Origin of the sequence: Streptomyces sp. NPDC048718 (genome assembly GCF_043198875.1) — a bacterium.
In the GTDB taxonomy this organism is placed as follows: Bacteria; Actinomycetota; Actinomycetes; order Streptomycetales; family Streptomycetaceae; genus Streptomyces.
Map to the genome: position 1 here is coordinate 1 of NZ_JBICVG010000021.1, position 16,374 is coordinate 16,374.

A 16,374-nucleotide genomic window follows, 5' to 3' on the forward strand; every position below is an offset into this window, starting at 1 on the left:
AGCGCCAGGGGCAGGGCCAAGGGCAGAAGCAGCGGGCGGCTGGTCAAAAACGTACGAGAGTTCATCCGTTCATACTCGCGGGAGAACGGGCGGGGGGGGGGGGGGGGGGGGGGGGGGGGGGGGCGCGCGCGCCCCCCCCCCCCCCCCCCCCGTTCGCGCCCCGCGCCGCGGGTCCGCCGCGCGCTCAGTCGAGGAGCCGTGCCAGGCTCCAGATGATGACGAGGTCCAGGACCATCACGGTGATCGCCCACGCCGGGTAGTACGGGATGAACATGAACTGGGTGACCAGGCTGATCGCGGCGAGCCCGATGCCGGCGCCGCGGGCCCAGCCCTTCATCATCAGGACCCCGACGGCCACGATCAGCAGTACGACGCCGATGATCAGATGGATCCAGCCCCACGCGGTGAGGTCGAACCGGTACTCGTAGTGCCCCGGCCGGATGAAGAGCCTGTCCTGGGCGATGCCGGCGACTCCCAGGAGGAAGCTCAGCACACCGCTGATGAACAGTGCCACACCGGCGAACAGCGCCGGCTTGGTCGGCTGTACCGCGCCGCGGGAGCCTCCCGCGTCCTGTCGTGCGCCACTGGGCATGGCCGCCATCGCCGCCACCTCTCGTCCGGGCCGCGGTCGCCGCCGTCGCACCACGCGGTACGGCAGCGGGAACCGGTGACGTTCCCGCCACGGCCCCAGCCTCGCCCCGGGCCCGGCCCGCGGCGACCGGGCGGGGCCGTCCGGGTGAGCGGGGCGGGGCGGGCCTGAAGGGTGTGAGGGGCGTGAGGGGTGCGACAGGACGAACGGCGCCGGTCCCCCGACAGGCCGCCGGGTCAGCGGATCGGCATGCCGGACAGGGTGCGGGCGATGACCAGGCGCTGGATCTCGCTCGTCCCCTCGAAGATGGTGTAGATCGCGGCGTCGCGGTGCATCCGCTCCACCGGGTACTCGCGCGTGTAGCCGTTGCCGCCGAGGATCTGGATGGCCTGCCCGGTGACCTTCTTGGCGACCTCGCTCGCGTACAGCTTGGACATCGACCCCTCGGCGGAGGTGAAGGGCTTGCCCGTGACCCCCATCCAGGAGGCGCGCCACACCAGCAGCCGCGCCGCGTCGATCTGGGTGCGCATGTCGGCGAGCTGGAAGGCGACGCCCTGGTTGTCGATGATCGGGCGGCCGAACTGCTGCCGGGTCTTGGCATAGTCGAGGGCCACCTCGTACGCGGCGCGGGCGGTGCCGATGGCCATGGCGCCGACGGCGGGCCGAGAGGCCTCGAAGGTGGCCATGGCGGCGTTCTTGACGCGCTCGCCGCCGCTCCTGGCGCGCTCCCGGGCACGGGCGAGGCGCTCGTCGAGCTTCTCCTTGCCGCCGAGCAGGCAGCTGCCGGGCACCCGGACGTCCTCCAGGACGACCTCGGCGGTGTGCGAGGCGCGGATGCCGTGCTTCTGGAACTTCTGCCCCTGGGACAGACCGGGGGTGTTCGGCGGCACGATGAAGGAGGCGTGGCCCTTGGAGCCGAGCTCGGGGTCGACGACGGCGACGACGACGTGGACATTGGCGATGCCGCCGTTGGTGGCCCAGGTCTTGGTGCCGTTGATCACCCACTCGTCCTTGGCCTCGTCGTAGACGGCGCGGGTGCGCATGGAGGCCACGTCGGAACCGGCGTCGGGCTCGGAGGAGCAGAAGGCGGCGACCTTGACGTCGGTGGCGTCGCCGTACATCTGCGGCACCCAGGTGCCGATCTGCTCGTCGGTGCCGTTGGCGAGGACGCCGACGGCCGCGAGGCCGGTGCCGACGATGGACAGGGCGATGCCCGCGTCGCCCCAGAACAGCTCCTCCATCGTCATCGGGACGCCGAGGCCGGTGGGGTCGAAGAACTGCTGGGCGTAGAAGTCGAGGGAGTAGATTCCGATCTTGGCCGCTTCCTGGATGATCGGCCAGGGGGTCTCCTCGCGCTCGTCCCATTCGGCGGCCGCGGGGCGGATGACGTCCGCGGCGAAGCCGTGGAGCCAGTCGCGCACCTGCTTCTGGTCTTCGTTCAGTTCGAAAGTGAACTCGGACATTGGTCCCTCCCAGCGGCCTGTTACTTGCGGTAACCGCAGTCTGTTACCGGTGGGTAGCCCCTGTCAACCAGCAGCGGAGCACATCCTGCCGGACGGCACCCGGTGCCGCGAGGGTGTTACGTTGCGACAGCCGCAGGAATTCGTACAGGCGGGGAGACACGCCCATGGACACCAGACACCGGACCACCACCGACCAGCAGAAGCCGGCCGACCAACGGCGCCGGGAGCTGCTGGAGGCGGCGGACCGCGTGGTGCTCCGCGACGGGCCCCAGGCCTCCATGAACGCCATCGCCGCCGAGGCCGGCATCACCAAGCCGATCCTCTACCGCCACTTCGGCGACAAGGGCGGCCTCTACCGCGCCCTCGCCACCCGGCACACCGACGCCCTGCTGGCCGCGCTGCGCGCCGCGCTCGACGCGCCCGCGGACCGGCGCCGGCGCGTCGAATCCACCCTCGACACCTATCTCGCCTCCATCGAGGCGATGCCGCAGGTCTACCGCTTCCTCATGCATCCGGCCGAGGAGCCGCACCACGCGGAGCAGGGCTTCGACATCGGCCGCCACTCCGCCCCGCTGCTGCGGCGCATGGGCGAGGAGCTCGGCCAGGTCATCGCCGAGCGGGTCGACCTCGGCCCGGGCGGCGAGACGCAGGCCCGGATCTGGGGCCACGGCATCGTCGGGATGATGCACGCGGCCGGCGACTGGTGGCTCGGCGAGCGCCCCTGCCCGCGCGAGGAGCTCGTGCGCAGCCTCGCCGACATCCTCTGGGGTCGGCTGGCCCAGGCCCCGGACCTGCCCGGCGGGCCCGGTTTCTAGCGGGCGGACCCGGGCGGAGCGGACTTCCACCGGGCGAACCCCGGCGGGCCGGACCGCCCAGGAGACCCGGCCGCTCCAGGGAGCCGCGCACCCAGGGGCCCGGCCCCTTGAACGGCCCCTGGAAAGGCCCCTCAAACGGCCTCGGGTCCGAGGGCGTCCGCCCCGGCACCCCAGGGCTGCTTCCGGATCGACTTCAGGAGCCTGCGGCGGGCCCGGCCCGTCACATGGTCCGCGTACACGCCGCCGTCGAGGTGGTCGCACTCGTGCTGGAGACAGCGGGCGAAGAAATCCGTGCCCTGGACGCGGACCGGGGTACCGTCGAGCCGGACCCCCTCGACCACGGCATGGTCGTAACGGGGCGTCGGGGCCTCCAGGCCCGGCAAGGAGAGACAGCCCTCGGGGCCCCGGAACATCTCCCCGCCGGTCTCGACCAGCCGGGGGTTCACCACATGACCCAGGTGCCGGACGTCCTCGTCGTCCAGACAGTCGTACACGAACACCCGCAGACCCACGCCCACTTGGTTCGCGGCCAGGCCCACCCCGTTCGCCGCGTACATCGTCGCGAACATGTCCTCGACAAGCCGGGACAGCTCCGGACCGAAGTCGGTGACGGGCTCGCAGGGGGTGTGCAGAACAGGGGTGCCGAGCAGAGTCATCGCTCGGACACGGCCGGAACTGCCGGGGATCAGCCGGTTTCGCATGGACGCAAGCGTACGTTCAGGGGGCCGTGGCGCCGCGTCGCGGTGCCGCGAATTCGGGCTGCTGGCCGGATCTCGATAGGCTGAGCCCGGACCGACGCAAGGAGGAACAAGGACGATGTCAGGCAGCAACTCGGAGCCGCTGTCGGCGCGCGCCAAGCTGGCCGTGACGGCCGGCAGGGCCGCGGCCGCCGTTTCGCGGGCAGCGGGACGCGGCAGCGGATCGGTGATCGGCGGCCGCGTCGCCCTCAAGCTCGACCCTGATCTGCTGGCGGCGCTGGCGCAGCACCTGGACGTGGTGCTCGTCTCGGCGACCAACGGCAAGACCACCACGACCCGGCTGATCGCCGAGGCACTGCGGGCCAGTGGCCCGGTGGTGTCGAACGCGCTGGGCGCCAACATGCCCGCCGGTATCACCTCCGCCCTGGCCGGCGGATCGGACGCCCGGTACGGCGTGATCGAGGTCGACGAGAAGTATCTGGCGGGCGTCGCCCGGGACACCACCCCGAAGGCCATCGCCCTGCTCAACCTCTCCCGTGACCAGCTCGACCGGGCCGCCGAGACGCGGATGCTCGCCGAGAAGTGGCGCGAGGGACTCAACGGCACGAAGGCCGTGGTCATCGCCAACGCCGACGACCCGCTGATCGTGTGGGCCGCCTCGTCCTCCCCCAATGTGGTGTGGGTCGCGGTCGGCCAGGAGTGGAAGGACGACGCCTGGTCCTGCCCGTCCTGCGGCGGTGTACTGCAGCGCCCGGGCGACGACTGGTTCTGCGCCGAGTGCGGCTTCCGCCGCCCCGCGCCGAGCTGGGCGCTCAGCGGTGACCACGTGCTGGACCCGCACGGTTCGGCCTGGCCCATCCATCTGCAGCTGCCCGGCCGCGCCAACAAGGCCAACGCCGCCACCTCGGCCGCCGTCGCCGCGGTCTTCGGGGTGCCGCCGCAGGTCGCTCTTGAGCGCATGTACCAGGTGCAGGCCGTCGCCGGCCGCTACGACGTGGTCACCTTCGAGGGCCGCGAGCTGCGGCTGCTGCTCGCGAAGAACCCCGCGGGCTGGCTCGAGACGTTCTCCCTGATCGACCCGCCGCCGACGCCGGTGATCCTCTCCGTCAACGCGCGCGGCGCCGACGGCACGGACACCTCCTGGCTGTGGGACGTGGACTACGGCCGACTGGCCGGCCACCCGATCATGGTGATCGGCGACCGCCGGCTGGACCTCGCGGTCCGGCTGGAGGTCGCGGGTGTGGACTTCCGTGTCTGCGAGACGCTCGACGAGGCGGTGGCCATGGCGCCGCCCGGACAGATCGAGCTGATCGCCAACTACACGGCGTTCCAGGACGTCCGCCGCCGTGTCGGCAACTGACCCCGCCTCGACCCCGCAAAAGGACTTGCACCATGAGTGACAGCAGCCTGCGTCTGGTCTGGGTCTACCCCGACCTGCTCAGCACCTACGGCGACCAGGGCAACGTCCTCGTCGTCGAGCGCCGCGCCCGCCAGCGCGGCCTCAACGTCGAGCGCGTCGACGTGCGCAGCGACCAGCCGGTCCCGACCTCCGGCGACATCTACCTGGTCGGCGGCGGCGAGGACCGCCCGCAGCGGCTGGCCGCCGAGCGGCTGCGCCGCGACGGCGGGCTGAGCCGGGCCGCCTCCAACGGCGCCATCATCTTCTCGGTGTGCGCCGGCTACCAGATCCTCGGCCACGAGTTCGTCAACGATCTCGGCGCGCGCGAGCCCGGCCTCGGCCTGCTCGACGTGACCACGGTCCGCGGCGAGGGCGAGCGCTGCGTCGGCGACGTGCTCGCCGACATCGACCCGCGCCTCGGCCTGCCCCAGCTCACCGGGTTCGAGAACCACCAGGGCGTCACCCACCTGGGCCCGACCGCCCGCCCGTTCGCCCGCACGGTGTTCGGCAACGGCAACGGCAGCGGTGACGGCACCGAGGGCGCGTACAACGAGACCGTCTTCGGTACGTACATGCACGGCCCCGTGATGGCCCGCAACCCGCAGATCGCGGACCTGCTGCTGAAGCTGGCGCTCGATGTGAACGCGCTGCCGCCGACGGACGACCGCTGGTACGAGGCGCTGCGCGCCGAGCGCATCGCCTCCGCCACGCGGCCCGCCTGACGGTCTGCCCGACGCCTGTCCGACGGGCCGTCCGACAGCCCGTCGGACGGTATGCCTGACAGCCCGTCGCCCCCGCGGGGCGCACACCGCACGTGTGCGCCCCGCGGGCCCGCGCGCCGGTGTGCGGGCGGGCATCCGGACGGGTGCGGACCGCACCGGAAACACCGGTGCTCGTATGTCGCCTCTGCCGTACATGTGTGCGTTGTCCACGGTGCGGACAACCGGTTCGGACAGGCCACCCGGCACCGATAGGGTGGCGTCGATCCAGCCGGACGACGTGGTCCGGGAGTCTGCCCACGTTGCAAAGGTTTTTGGGCTATGCGCATTGGTGTGCTCACCTCCGGCGGAGACTGCCCCGGTCTGAACGCCGTCATCAGGTCCGTCGTGCACCGCGCCGTCGTCGACCACGGTGACGAGGTGATCGGCTTCCACGACGGGTGGAAGGGGCTGCTCGAGTGCGACTACCGCAAGCTGGACCTCGACGCCGTCAACGGCATCCTGGCCCGCGGCGGCACCATCCTCGGCTCCTCCCGGGTCCAGCCCGCCCATCTCGTCGGCGGCGTCGAGCAGGCCCGCGGCCATGTCGCGGACCTCGGCCTCGACGCGATCATCCCGATCGGCGGCGAGGGCACCCTGAAGGCCGCGCATCTGCTCTCCGAGGCCGGGCTGCCGATAGTCGGCGTCCCCAAGACCATCGACAACGACATCGCCGCGACCGACGTCACCTTCGGCTTCGACACCGCTGTCACCGTCGCCACCGAGGCCCTGGACCGGCTGAAGACCACCGCCGAGTCCCATCAGCGGGTGCTGATCGTCGAGGTCATGGGCCGGCACACCGGCTGGATCGCGCTCCACTCCGGCATGGCCGCCGGCGCGCACGCCATCGTCGTGCCCGAGCGCCCCTTCGACATCGACGAGCTGACCGCCCGGGTCGGCGCCCGCTTCGAGGACGGCAAGCGCTTCGCCATCGTCGTGGTCGCCGAGGGCGCGAAGCCGCGCGAGGGCACCATGGACTTCAAGACCGCGGGCACCGACATCTACGGCCACGAGCGGTTCACCGGTGTGGCCAACCAGCTCTCCGTCGAGCTGGAGCGACGGCTCGGCAAGGAGGCCCGGCCCGTCATCCTCGGCCATGTCCAGCGCGGCGGCACCCCGACCGCGTACGACCGGGTGCTCGCCACCCGCTTCGGCTGGCACGCGGTCGAGGCGGCACACCGCGGCGACTTCGGCATGCTGACCGCACTGCGCGGCACGGAGATCGAGCTGGTGCCGCTGGGCCGGGCCGTGGAGACCCTGAAAACGGTCCCCGCCGACCGTTACGACGAGGCGGAGTGCGTGCTCTGACCCGTTCGGGAAATTGCCTGAAAGGCAAGAAACCCCCTAACCGCCCCCGGTCGTGGACACGGCCGGGGGCGGTTCTAGTCTGGTGCGGACAACAAGCGCGAAACGGGCTCCAGGAGTAGACAGATGGATCACAGCGGGCACGGTGGGGGACACGGCATGCCCATGGACCTGCCCCCGTTCACGCTGGGGCGGGGCCTGGAGTTCTCCCCCGACCTCTTCTTCCTGATCGGGTGTATCGCCGGCATCGTCCTGTACGCCTGGGGCGTGGTGCGGCTGCGGCGGCGCGGGGACTCCTGGCCGGTGAACCGGACGGTGTTCTTCATGGTGGGCGTGCTCACCATCGCCCTGGTGATGTGCACCAAGCTCAACGACTACGGCATGGTCATGTTCAGCGTGCACATGGTGCAGCACATGGTGATCTCCATGCTGTCGCCGATCCTGCTGCTGCTCGGCGCGCCGGTGACGCTGTCGCTGCGGGCGCTGCCGGTCGCGGCGACGCGCGGCACGAAGGGCCCGCGCGAGCTGCTGCTGATGCTGCTGCACAGCCGCTACATGCGGGTCATCACGCACCCGGGCTTCACCATCCCGATGTTCATCGCGAGTCTGTACGCGCTCTACTTCACGCCGCTGTTCGACTTCCTCATGGGGTCGAAGACGGGCCACATCGCGATGATGATCCACTTCCTCGCGGTGGGACTGTCGTTCTTCTGGCCGATCATGGGCGTCGACCCGGGTCCGCACCGGCCGGGCTATGTGATGCGGATGCTGGAGCTGTTCGCTGGCATGCCGTTCCACGCGTTCTTCGGCATCGCGCTGATGATGGCGACCTCGCCCATGGTCGAGACGTACAAGAACCCGCCCGCGTCCCTCGCGATCGACGCGCTGGCCGACCAGAGCGCGGCGGGCGGCATCGCCTGGGGCTTCAGCGAGATCCCGTCGGTGCTGGTGCTGATCGCGCTGGTCTACCAGTGGTACCACTCCGAGCAGCGGCAGGCCGCGCGCAAGGACCGGGCCGCGGACCGCGACGGCGACAAGGAGCTGCAGGAGTACAACGCGTACCTCGCCTCGCTCCAGGCGCGCGGCGGCCAGGCTCGGTAGCGACAGCCGCGATGACGGCGCGCGCGGTAGCGGTACGTGACCGCGCGCGCCGGTCCGTGACGGCGCGCGGCGGGGGCGCACGATGTTCCCGCCGAGGGCTGGCGCACGCCCCTCCCCCAGGGCCACGATGGCGGGGAGGAGGGCTGAGCGATGATGTCGGGTTCCACGAAGACAATGGCCGCGCTCACCTGCGCGGCCCTGATCCTCACCACCGCGTACACGGTCGGTCTGGGCAGCAACGGCTGGCTCTGGTTCGGCTGGGTGGTGCTCGGTGTGGCGACGATCGGGGTGGCCGCGGCGGACAGCGGTGAGCCGGCCGTGACCCCACGCGGCCGGCCGGCGGGCGGCGGGCGGGGCCCCTCGGAACCCTGAACCCGCCCCCCTTCCGGGCCCTGATCCGGCCCTCTCCCGAGGCCCGGGACGGGCCCGCTCCCCCGGTGGCGCCCCCTGCCCACCCCTGATCAGCGCGCGGCCGACCGACCCGCCCGCCGCCGGGCCGCCCCCGCCGTGATCGCCACCCCGAGGGACGAAACGGCGGCGATCACGACGATCACCCAGGTGCCCCGGTGGTATCCGGCAAGGGCCGCGGCCCGCGACGGGCCGTCCTCCCCGCCCATCCGTACCGTCACCACGGCCAGCACGACAGCGGCACCCACCTGATAGCCGGTCTGCAGGATCCCTGCGGCCATCCCCTGCTCGGACTCGTCGACGCCGGCCGTGGCCTGGACGTTGGCCGCCGTGAAGGCGAACGGGAAGCCGACGCCGATCAGCAGCATGCTGGGCAGGATCACCAGCCAGTACGAGGAGTCCTCGCCGACCCGCAGGAAGAGCAGGAAGGCGAAGGCGTAGGCGAGCATCCCGCCGAAGAGCGGCAGGCGCGTTCCGGTGCGGCCCAGCCACTTCCCGGCGCGGGGCGCGAAGGTGAGGATCATGAGGCCGACGGGCAGGAAGGCGAAGGCCATCGCCAGCGGGGACCAGCCCCGGTAGGACTGCAAGTACAGGCTGCCGATGAACTGGAAGCTCATGTACGTGCCGAGGATCGCGGCGGCGATCAGGCCGGCGCCCAGCAGGGAGGCGCCGCGCAGCAGGCCGAGCCGGAGCAGCGGCCGCGGGGTGCGCGACTCGATCACGGCGAAGAGCGCCATCAGCGCGACGGCCGCGGCGAGGACACCGAGGGTGGCGCCGGAGAGCCAGCCCTCCGCCGGGGCGCGGACGATGCCGTAGACGAGGAGCAGCATGGCGGCGGTGACCGTGACGGCGCCGGCCGCGTCGTAGTGGCGGCGGGAGCCGTCGTGCGCCGGGTCCCTGGGGACCAGGGCCAGCGCTCCGGCGAAGGCCGCGAGGGCCACCGGGACGCCGAGCATGAAGGTCCAGCGCCAGCCGGCCTGGGTGAGCGCACCGCCGACCACCACGCCGATCGAGTAGCCGACGGCGCCGCAGGCGGTGTAGATGCCCAGGGCCCGGTTGCGCTGCGGCCCCTCGGGGAAGGTGCCGACGACGATCGAGAGGGCGGAGGGGGCGGTCAGCGCGGCGCCGACGCCCATCACGAACCGGCCGGCGACGACCAGGAGGCCGGTGTCGGCGAGGCCGCCGAGCAGCGAGCCGGCCGCGAGGACGGCGAGGCCCCACAGGAACACCCGGCGCTTGCCGAGCAGGTCGGACATCCGCCCGCCGAGCAGCAGGAAGCCGCCGAAGCCGAGGACGTACGCGCTCACCACCCACTGGGCCCCAGACGTGCTCATGCCGAACTCGTCCTTGATCTGCGGGGTGGCGATGCCGACCATGATGTTGTCGAGCGCGTCGAGCGAGAACGCTCCGCACACCACGACGAGCATCAGCCATTCCCGCGCACCCCATCGCCCACCGGAGTCGGGGGCTTCACGGGCGCCGGGCACGTCGGGGGCGGTCGCACCGGGTAACGCGCGCTCGGCCTTGGTCTCGTCCGCGAGTGTCATGGACCGGATCTCCTTCTCGTGAAGAGGCGCGGGCCGGGTCCCGCGCCACCGGACGCCCGGCGAACGGGGCGGGGGCGGGCGGCGCGGCCGTAGAGTCGAGGGCAGGGTGGAGCGGCTGATCCCCTCGCGGGGCAGCGGGCAGCAGTACTTCTGTACTGACCTCTACAGAAAAGCTATCGACCGACTGACCGACCGTCAAGGAGGCCCTGTGGCCCGCACCGGACGCCCGCGCGGCTTCGACCGGGACGCCGCACTGCACACGGCGATGCTCGTCTTCTGGGAACGTGGGTACGCCACCACGTCCACCACCGACCTCAGCACCGCCATGGGCATCAACCCGCCCAGCCTGTATGCCGCGTTCACCAACAAGGAGCAGCTGTTCCGGGAGGCGGTCGAGCTCTACGAGAACACCGAGGCCGAGTCCACCCGGCAGGTCATGGACGAGGCCCCGACCGTGCGCGAGGCGCTCGCGGCGCTGCTGCACGAGAGCGTCGACCGGTTCACCGCCGAGGACCGGCCGCGCGGCTGCATGATCGCGCTCGCCGCCACCGACAGCGCCACCGCGCACGAGTCCGTGCGCGATTTCGCGGTGCGCTGCCGGGCCCGCACCAAGTCCGCCCTCAAGGACCGGCTGGACACCGCCGTCGCCTCCGGCGAACTCGCCGGGGATGCCGACACGGACCGGCTCGCCGCCTTCTTCACCACCTTCCTCAACGGCCTCTCGCTCCAGGCCCGGGACGGGGCCGAGCGGGCGCAGCTGCACGATCTGGCGGACATGGCGATGCACGCCTGGAGCGGGGACCGGGCGGCTCGCGAGGGCTGAGGGGCTCGCGAGGGGCGAGGGGCCACCCGCCGGCCGCCCCGCGCTCCGGAAAGTTCCCGCGCGCCCCACGCCGAGGGCGAATCCGCGCACGGCGAAAGGGCCTGGGCGCCCGGCCCTTCGGCCCGTAGCGTGCCGCCCATGACCAAGGGACACGCCTTCGTGGTGGGAGCGACGGGACAGATCGGACGGGCGGCCGTACGGGCGCTCGCCGGGGACGGATGGGAGGTCACGGCCGCCTCGCGCCGGGGCGGCCGGGACGAGCGGTGGCCGGCGGAGGTCCGGTCGGTGGCGCTGGACCGGACCGAGGAAGGGGCACTGGCTCGGGCCCTCGGCGAGGGAGTGGACGTCCTGGTGGACGTGGTGGCCTACGACGCGGGCCACGGGCGCCAGTTGACGGCGCTGGCCGACCGGATCGGATCGGCGGTCGTGATCTCCAGCGCGGCGGTGTACGAGGACGAGCAGGGGCGGAACTTCGACACCCAGGACGAGCCGGACGGTTTTCCGCTCTATCCGGTCCCGATCCCGGAGACCTGGCGGACCGTGGCACCGGGCGACAGCTCGTACGGCACCCGCAAGGTGGCCCTGGAGCGGGAGCTGCTCGCGGCCGGCGAGCGGCTGCCGGCGACCGTGCTGCGGGCGGCGGCGGTACACGGCCCGCACAGCCCGGGGCCGCGCGAACTCTGGTTCGTCAAGCGCGCGTTGGACAAGCGGCCGGTACGGATCCTCGCGGAGGGCGGGCGGTCCGTCTTCCATCCGGTGAGCGTGGAGAATCTGGCCGAGCTGATCCGGCTGGCCGCCGCGAAGCCGGGGACCCGGGTGCTCAACGGCGCCGACCCGGACGCGCCGTCGGTCGCCGAGATCGGCGCGGCGATCGACGCCGTGATGGGCGTGAGCAGCGAGACGGTCCTGTTCGACGGGCCGCCCGGGGACGACATGGTCGGCTACACCCCGTGGACCACGCCGCGCCCGGTCGTCTGCGACATGGCGGCGGCGGAACGGGAGTTGGGCTACCGGCCGGTGCGGAACTACGCGCGGTCGCTGCCGGAGACGGTGGAGTGGCTGGCGGCGGCGGTGGCCGAGCGGGACTGGCGGGACGCCTTCCCCGGACTGGTCAGGTACGGGGTGGACTTCTTCGACTACGCGGCCGAGGACGCCTGGCTCGCGGCGCGCCGCGGGGTGTGAGACTCCGGGCACGGGACGCCGCCGGGTGCGACACCCCTGGCGCGAGACCCCGGGCCCCGGACACGCCGAAGGGCGGCCGCCTCGTGGCGACCGCCCTTCGGCGTGCTCAGCTGTACCGGCGGGGCGTCACCGCCCGGCCGTCACGGCGCGAAGCCGATTACGGCTTGGGCGTGGCGTGCGGGTCGCACGTCACGTCCGCGCTGTCGACCTTGCCGTCCAGCAGGTAGGCGTCGACCCGGCTGTTGACGCAGGGGTTCACCAGGCCGGTGACGCCGTGCGAGCCAGCGTTCTTCTCGGTGATGAGGCGCGAGCCCTTGAAGCGCTTGTGCAGCTCGACGGCGCCGGCGTACGGCGTGGCCGCGTCCCGCTCGGACTGGACGATGAGCACCGGCGGCAGGCCCTTGCCGGTCTTGACCTGGGTCGGCTTCTGGCGCTCGCCGGACCAGGTGGCGCAGGGCAGGTTCATCCAGGCGTTCGACCAGGTCATGAACGGGTACTTCTCGTGCAGCCGGGAGTTGTCCCGGTCCCACGTCTTCCAGCTGGTCGGCCACGGCGCGTCGTTGCACTCGACGGCGGTGTAGACGGCGTTGCCGTTCTCCGACGCGATGTTGCCGGCGGTGTCGGTGAGGTCCGCGGAGGCGCCGTCGATCAGCGGCTGCGGGTCACCCGCGACATACGCGCTCCACGCCCGGGCGGTCGGGGCCCAGGTGGAGTCGTAGTACGGGGCGCTCTGGAAGAAGCCGATGAGCTCGGCCGGTCCGACGGTGCCGCCGAGCGGCGCCTTCTTGGCGGCGGCGCGCAGGGTCAGCCACTGCTGGTGGACCTGCTCGTAGGTCTTGCCGATGTGGTAGGTGGCGTCGTTCTGGGCGACCCAGGTCATCCAGTCCTTGAGGCGGCCCTCGAAGGCGATGTCCTGGGTGAGGTTGGCCTCGTACCAGATGTTGTCCTTGGACGGGTCCACGACGCTGTCGACCAGCATGCGGCGCACGTGGTCCGGGTACAGCGTGCCGTAGACGGCGCCGAGGTAGGTGCCGTAGGAGGCGCCGATGTAGTTCAGCTTCTTCTCGCCGAGCGCCGCGCGGACGACGTCGAGGTCGCGCGCGGTGTTGAGGGTGTTGATGAACGGCAGGATGTCGCCGCTCTTCTCGGCGCAGCCCTTGGCGTACTCGGCGGCCAGCTCGCGCTGGGCGGCCTTGTCGGCCTCGCTGTCGGGGACCGGGTCGGCCTTGGGGCCCTTGACGAACTCGGTCGGGTCGACGCAGGAGATGGGCGCCGAGTGGCCGACACCGCGCGGGTCGAAGCCGACGAAGTCGTACGCCTTGGCGACGTTCGCCCAGATCGGGTTCTTCGTGGTGACACGGCGGGGGAACTTCAGACCGGAGCCACCGGGGCCACCGGGGTTGTAGAGCAGCGAGCCCTGGTGCTCGCCGGCGGTGCCAGTGGCGCCGACGCGGTCGACGGCGATCTGGATCTTCTTGCCGTCCGGGCGGGAGTAGTCGACCGGGACGGTCACGAAGCCGCACTGAATCGGCTTCTCGAGGCCCCAGTTGGCGGGGCAGTCGCGCCAGTCGATGCCCGCCTTCGCGGCGCGCTCGGCGGCGAGGGCGGCGCCCCGGGCCTCGGCGTCGCGGGTCTGGCCGGTGACGGCGCCCGCGGCCGGGGCGGCGAGCGCGCTCGCTATGAGCGTGCCCGCTATCAGAGTGCCGGCGGAGCCGAACACTGCTGTACGTCTCAAGGAATCTCTCCCCCATCGATGGGCGCCGCCCCCGTGGCAGCGCCGTGGTGGCTGTTCGGGGGATCCTTCCGCCTTTGGGGCCTCGGACAAAAGAGCGTACGCATGTTTCTTTACCGAACCAATAACCGGATACAGGTGTACCGCTGAGCGGTTACCGCCGGAAAGCCGTGCGGGGACGGTCCTCGGGTCAGGTGGCGGCGAGCAGACGGAGGGCCTCGTCGAGGACGCGGCGCAGCGCGAGGGCGTCCGGGGCGACGGCGGTGACGAGGGCGGCCGGACCCGCGAGCGGGGCCAGGACGGCGTGTTCGCCGAGCAGCCGGGCCGCTACCGGCCGGTCGGCGAACGCCGGGTCGACGACCAGGAGTTGACCGGTCGCGCGATGCCCGCCGAGGACGGCGGGGCCGTCCCAGCCGGGCGGGGCGCCGGGTCCGTAGCGGAGTTCCTGGTCGAGCAGCGGCCGTCCGGCGTGGCGGACGGTGAGCCGGGTGGTGAGGGTGCCGGGCGGCTCGGCGTGGCGGCCGAGGATCTGCTCCTCGCGGAGCACGAGCCGTGCGGTGGCGTCGAGTCGGACCGTGGTGCGCACGGTGAGGACGGATCCGGCGGCGGAGACGAGCTGTTCGGGGAGCCAGCGCAGCTCGGCGTCCGCACCGACGGTGAGCGCGATGTCGTAGGTGGCGGGGGTCTCGGTGCCGCCGGGCAGGGCGACGGTCGCGGCGGCGGAGTCGACGAGTAGCCGGGCCCCGTCGCGCACTTCGGCCGTGAGGGCGAGCCGGTCGCCGCCGAGCGGGGCGCTCATCGCACCGACGACGGTGACCCGGGTGTACGGGCCGGTGGCCCGGGTGCGGCGCAGCGCGAAGGGCCCGTCGCCGCTCAGGACGGGCAGAGAACCGTCCGGTGCGGCGGCGATCCGGGCGGTGGCGGTGAGGCTCGCCCGGTCGGGCGGCGGGGTGCCCGGGGGCGTGTGTCCGGGCTCGGGGGCGGACACGGGCGCGGGCTCGTACGCGGACACCGGCTCGCGCGTGGAGTCGGACGCGGGCTCGTGCACCGGCTCCGGCGCGGACATGGGCACCACCCCCGACTCGGCTTCCGGGCCCGGGGGCTGGACGGCCAGGCTCATGCGGTCCAGGCCGCCAGTCGGCCGCGGACCCAGTCGGCGACCGGGGCGACGCCCTCGGCGGAGCGCAACGAGGTGAGTGCCACGGGGAGTTCGCCGCGCTGTCGCTTCGCGTCGCTCTCCATGCGGCCGAGGTCGGAGCCGACGTACGGGGCGAGGTCGGTCTTGTTGATGACCAGGAGGTCGGAGGTGGTGACGCCGGGGCCGCCCTTGCGCGGGATGTCGTCGCCGCCGGCGACGTCGATGACGAAGATCTGGGCGTCGACGAGCCCCTTGGAGAAGGTGGCGGTGAGGTTGTCGCCGCCGGATTCGACGAGGACGAGGTCGAGCGGGCCGATCGCGTCCTCCAGGTCCTCGACGGCTTCGAGGTTGGCGGAGATGTCGTCGCGGATGGCGGTGTGCGGGCAGGCGCCGGTCTCGACGGCGGCGATCCGCTCGGGCGGCAGCACGGCCTCGCGGAGCAGGAATTCGGCGTCCTCGCGGGTGTAGATGTCGTTGGTGACGACGGCGAGGGAGAGGCTGTCGCGCAGGGCGCGGCAGAGCGCGGCGACGGTGGCGGTCTTGCCGGAGCCGACGGGCCCGCCGAGGCCGATGCGCAGGGCGCGGCGGGTGCCGTCGGGCCGGTGGGCGTCGGCGGAGACGGCGGAGCCGTGGTCGTGTCCGTGGTCGAGGTGCATGAGGCTCCTTGGGGCCGGCGGCGGGCGGTGGCAGTCCGTGGCAACGGGACAGGGCAGGGGATTACGAGGCGAAGAGGCGGACGGGCCAGGTCGCGTGCTGCTCGGCGGTCAGGTCGAGCAGCGGGGCGGACGCGGCGGGCAGGATGTCCAGCCGCCCTTCCCGTACGGCCTCCCGGGCCCGGGCGACGGCCTCGGCGGCCACCCGGTCCATCTCGGGGGCCAGCCGGGCGAGGACGGCGGTGGCCTGGAAGGGGTCCAGGCCGAGCAGCCGTACGGCGGCGGTCGCGGGCCCGCTCGCCGTCTCGTAGACGACACAGTGGGCGGCGTCCCCCGGGCCGAGCCCGGCGGCCCGGGCGGCGGTGCCGAGGACGGCCGGCTGGTGCGCGCCGCGCGGGAACGCGGCGGCGAGCCGGTCGAGTTCGGGGCCGGGCCAGGCGGTGCGGGCGGCCCGCATCAGCTGGCGGCCGAGTCTGCGGGCCGCGGCCCGCAGGGCGGGCGAGGGCGTCCGGGCGTCGGCGGCCTCGTCGAGGGCGTGCGGGTCGGCGCCGAGGGCCGCGGCGGCGGCGAGGCCGGCCGAGGTGAGGCCGGTGGTGTGCAGCCGACCCTGACAGAAGGACTCCAGGCCGGCGGCGTCGGTGAGCCGGCCGGCCCGGACCGCGGCCTCGGCGCCGCCGGAGTGGGCGTGCCCGCCCGCGGGGAACCGCCCGTCGGCGAGCACGAGGAGCGCGGCACGCGCCGCGGAATCGGACATGGCGGCGGT

The 16,374-nt window shown here is 72.8% G+C and carries 16 protein-coding genes; 8 read left to right on the plus strand and 8 right to left on the minus strand.

All coding sequences use genetic code 11. The features are described 5' to 3' along the window. Nucleotides 1–184: 184 nt before the first annotated feature. Together ACGFRB_RS30120 and ACGFRB_RS30125 are read right to left on the minus strand one after the other, a co-directional pair. Nucleotides 185–601, minus strand: a complete 417-nt coding sequence (locus ACGFRB_RS30120) for a hypothetical protein (RefSeq protein ID WP_393247543.1) — start codon at nt 599–601, stop codon at nt 185–187. A gap of 224 nt (nt 602–825) precedes the next feature. Beyond that, entirely contained in the window at nt 826–2,052 is a 1,227-nt protein-coding gene (locus ACGFRB_RS30125; protein WP_393247545.1) for an acyl-CoA dehydrogenase family protein, read from the minus strand. Between the two features lie 164 nt (nt 2,053–2,216). Between ACGFRB_RS30125 and ACGFRB_RS30130 the strand changes: the two genes are divergently transcribed. Beyond that, nucleotides 2,217–2,867 carry a TetR family transcriptional regulator gene (locus ACGFRB_RS30130; RefSeq protein WP_393247547.1) on the plus strand — a complete coding sequence of 217 codons (651 nt, stop codon included), beginning with the start codon at nt 2,217–2,219 and terminating at the stop codon, nt 2,865–2,867. Nucleotides 2,868–2,998: 131 nt separating this feature from the next. Here ACGFRB_RS30130 and def read toward each other — a convergent pair whose 3' ends face one another. Next, nucleotides 2,999–3,568, minus strand: a complete 570-nt coding sequence (def, locus tag ACGFRB_RS30135) for a peptide deformylase (protein ID WP_363007826.1) — start codon at nt 3,566–3,568, stop codon at nt 2,999–3,001. Between the two features lie 115 nt (nt 3,569–3,683). On the opposite strand from def, the gene ACGFRB_RS30140 reads away from it, so the two are divergent. The 5 genes from ACGFRB_RS30140 to ACGFRB_RS30160 all read left to right on the plus strand — a co-directional run bounded on the left by ACGFRB_RS30140 (nt 3,684) and on the right by ACGFRB_RS30160 (nt 8,500). Continuing rightward, nucleotides 3,684–4,925 carry a MurT ligase domain-containing protein gene (locus ACGFRB_RS30140; protein WP_363007824.1) on the plus strand — a complete coding sequence of 414 codons (1,242 nt, stop codon included), beginning with the start codon at nt 3,684–3,686 and terminating at the stop codon, nt 4,923–4,925. A 32-nt stretch (nt 4,926–4,957) separates the two neighbouring features. Beyond that, nucleotides 4,958–5,686: a glutamine amidotransferase gene (locus ACGFRB_RS30145; protein ID WP_361236143.1), complete on the plus strand. Its 729-nt coding sequence runs from the start codon at nt 4,958–4,960 to the stop codon at nt 5,684–5,686. A 318-nt stretch (nt 5,687–6,004) separates the two neighbouring features. Further along, nucleotides 6,005–7,030, plus strand: a complete 1,026-nt coding sequence (locus tag ACGFRB_RS30150) for a 6-phosphofructokinase (RefSeq protein WP_361236146.1) — start codon at nt 6,005–6,007, stop codon at nt 7,028–7,030. A gap of 123 nt (nt 7,031–7,153) precedes the next feature. Further along, nucleotides 7,154–8,128 (plus strand): cytochrome c oxidase assembly protein, encoded by a 975-nt coding sequence (locus ACGFRB_RS30155; protein WP_363007822.1) that lies wholly within the window; start codon nt 7,154–7,156, stop codon nt 8,126–8,128. Nucleotides 8,129–8,278: 150 nt separating this feature from the next. Beyond that, nucleotides 8,279–8,500: a hypothetical protein gene (locus ACGFRB_RS30160; protein WP_363007973.1), complete on the plus strand. Its 222-nt coding sequence runs from the start codon at nt 8,279–8,281 to the stop codon at nt 8,498–8,500. An 89-nt stretch (nt 8,501–8,589) separates the two neighbouring features. Here the strand turns inward: ACGFRB_RS30160 and ACGFRB_RS30165 are convergent, their stop codons facing one another. Next, nucleotides 8,590–10,083 (minus strand): MFS transporter, encoded by a 1,494-nt coding sequence (locus tag ACGFRB_RS30165; protein ID WP_393247549.1) that lies wholly within the window; start codon nt 10,081–10,083, stop codon nt 8,590–8,592. Nucleotides 10,084–10,291: 208 nt separating this feature from the next. On the opposite strand from ACGFRB_RS30165, the gene ACGFRB_RS30170 reads away from it, so the two are divergent. Together ACGFRB_RS30170 and ACGFRB_RS30175 are read left to right on the plus strand one after the other, a co-directional pair. After that, nucleotides 10,292–10,906, plus strand: coding sequence for a TetR/AcrR family transcriptional regulator (locus ACGFRB_RS30170; RefSeq protein ID WP_393247550.1), 615 nt, complete (start codon nt 10,292–10,294; stop codon nt 10,904–10,906). A 138-nt stretch (nt 10,907–11,044) separates the two neighbouring features. Further along, complete coding sequence (locus ACGFRB_RS30175; RefSeq protein WP_393247551.1) at nt 11,045–12,088, plus strand: NAD-dependent epimerase/dehydratase family protein; 1,044 nt, start codon at nt 11,045–11,047, stop codon at nt 12,086–12,088. Nucleotides 12,089–12,245: 157 nt separating this feature from the next. Here ACGFRB_RS30175 and ACGFRB_RS30180 read toward each other — a convergent pair whose 3' ends face one another. The 4 genes from ACGFRB_RS30180 to ACGFRB_RS30195 form a co-directional block, all read right to left on the minus strand. Beyond that, nucleotides 12,246–13,823 (minus strand): alpha/beta hydrolase, encoded by a 1,578-nt coding sequence (locus ACGFRB_RS30180; protein ID WP_393247553.1) that lies wholly within the window; start codon nt 13,821–13,823, stop codon nt 12,246–12,248. A 187-nt stretch (nt 13,824–14,010) separates the two neighbouring features. Then, nucleotides 14,011–14,940: an urease accessory protein UreD gene (locus ACGFRB_RS30185; RefSeq protein WP_393247555.1), complete on the minus strand. Its 930-nt coding sequence runs from the start codon at nt 14,938–14,940 to the stop codon at nt 14,011–14,013. Beyond that, nucleotides 14,937–15,614 (minus strand): urease accessory protein UreG, encoded by a 678-nt coding sequence (gene ureG / locus ACGFRB_RS30190; RefSeq protein WP_393247557.1) that lies wholly within the window; start codon nt 15,612–15,614, stop codon nt 14,937–14,939. Before ureG ends, ACGFRB_RS30185 begins: the two co-directional genes overlap by 4 nt. Before the next feature lie 61 nt (nt 15,615–15,675). Continuing rightward, entirely contained in the window at nt 15,676–16,365 is a 690-nt protein-coding gene (locus ACGFRB_RS30195; protein WP_363007808.1) for an urease accessory UreF family protein, read from the minus strand. Nucleotides 16,366–16,374: the final 9 nt, after the last annotated feature.

Coding starts and splice junctions, on each gene's coding strand:
- ACGFRB_RS30120 (WP_393247543.1), bottom strand. CDS start 601: ATGGCGGCCATGCCCAGTGGCGCACGACAGGACGCGGGAGGCTCCCGC.
- ACGFRB_RS30125 (WP_393247545.1), bottom strand. CDS start 2,052: ATGTCCGAGTTCACTTTCGAACTGAACGAAGACCAGAAGCAGGTGCGC.
- ACGFRB_RS30130 (WP_393247547.1), top strand. CDS start 2,217: ATGGACACCAGACACCGGACCACCACCGACCAGCAGAAGCCGGCCGAC.
- def (WP_363007826.1), bottom strand. CDS start 3,568: ATGCGAAACCGGCTGATCCCCGGCAGTTCCGGCCGTGTCCGAGCGATG.
- ACGFRB_RS30140 (WP_363007824.1), top strand. CDS start 3,684: ATGTCAGGCAGCAACTCGGAGCCGCTGTCGGCGCGCGCCAAGCTGGCC.
- ACGFRB_RS30145 (WP_361236143.1), top strand. CDS start 4,958: ATGAGTGACAGCAGCCTGCGTCTGGTCTGGGTCTACCCCGACCTGCTC.
- ACGFRB_RS30150 (WP_361236146.1), top strand. CDS start 6,005: ATGCGCATTGGTGTGCTCACCTCCGGCGGAGACTGCCCCGGTCTGAAC.
- ACGFRB_RS30155 (WP_363007822.1), top strand. CDS start 7,154: ATGGATCACAGCGGGCACGGTGGGGGACACGGCATGCCCATGGACCTG.
- ACGFRB_RS30160 (WP_363007973.1), top strand. CDS start 8,279: ATGATGTCGGGTTCCACGAAGACAATGGCCGCGCTCACCTGCGCGGCC.
- ACGFRB_RS30165 (WP_393247549.1), bottom strand. CDS start 10,083: ATGACACTCGCGGACGAGACCAAGGCCGAGCGCGCGTTACCCGGTGCG.
- ACGFRB_RS30175 (WP_393247551.1), top strand. CDS start 11,045: ATGACCAAGGGACACGCCTTCGTGGTGGGAGCGACGGGACAGATCGGA.
- ACGFRB_RS30185 (WP_393247555.1), bottom strand. CDS start 14,940: ATGAGCCTGGCCGTCCAGCCCCCGGGCCCGGAAGCCGAGTCGGGGGTG.
- ureG (WP_393247557.1), bottom strand. CDS start 15,614: ATGCACCTCGACCACGGACACGACCACGGCTCCGCCGTCTCCGCCGAC.
- ACGFRB_RS30195 (WP_363007808.1), bottom strand. CDS start 16,365: ATGTCCGATTCCGCGGCGCGTGCCGCGCTCCTCGTGCTCGCCGACGGG.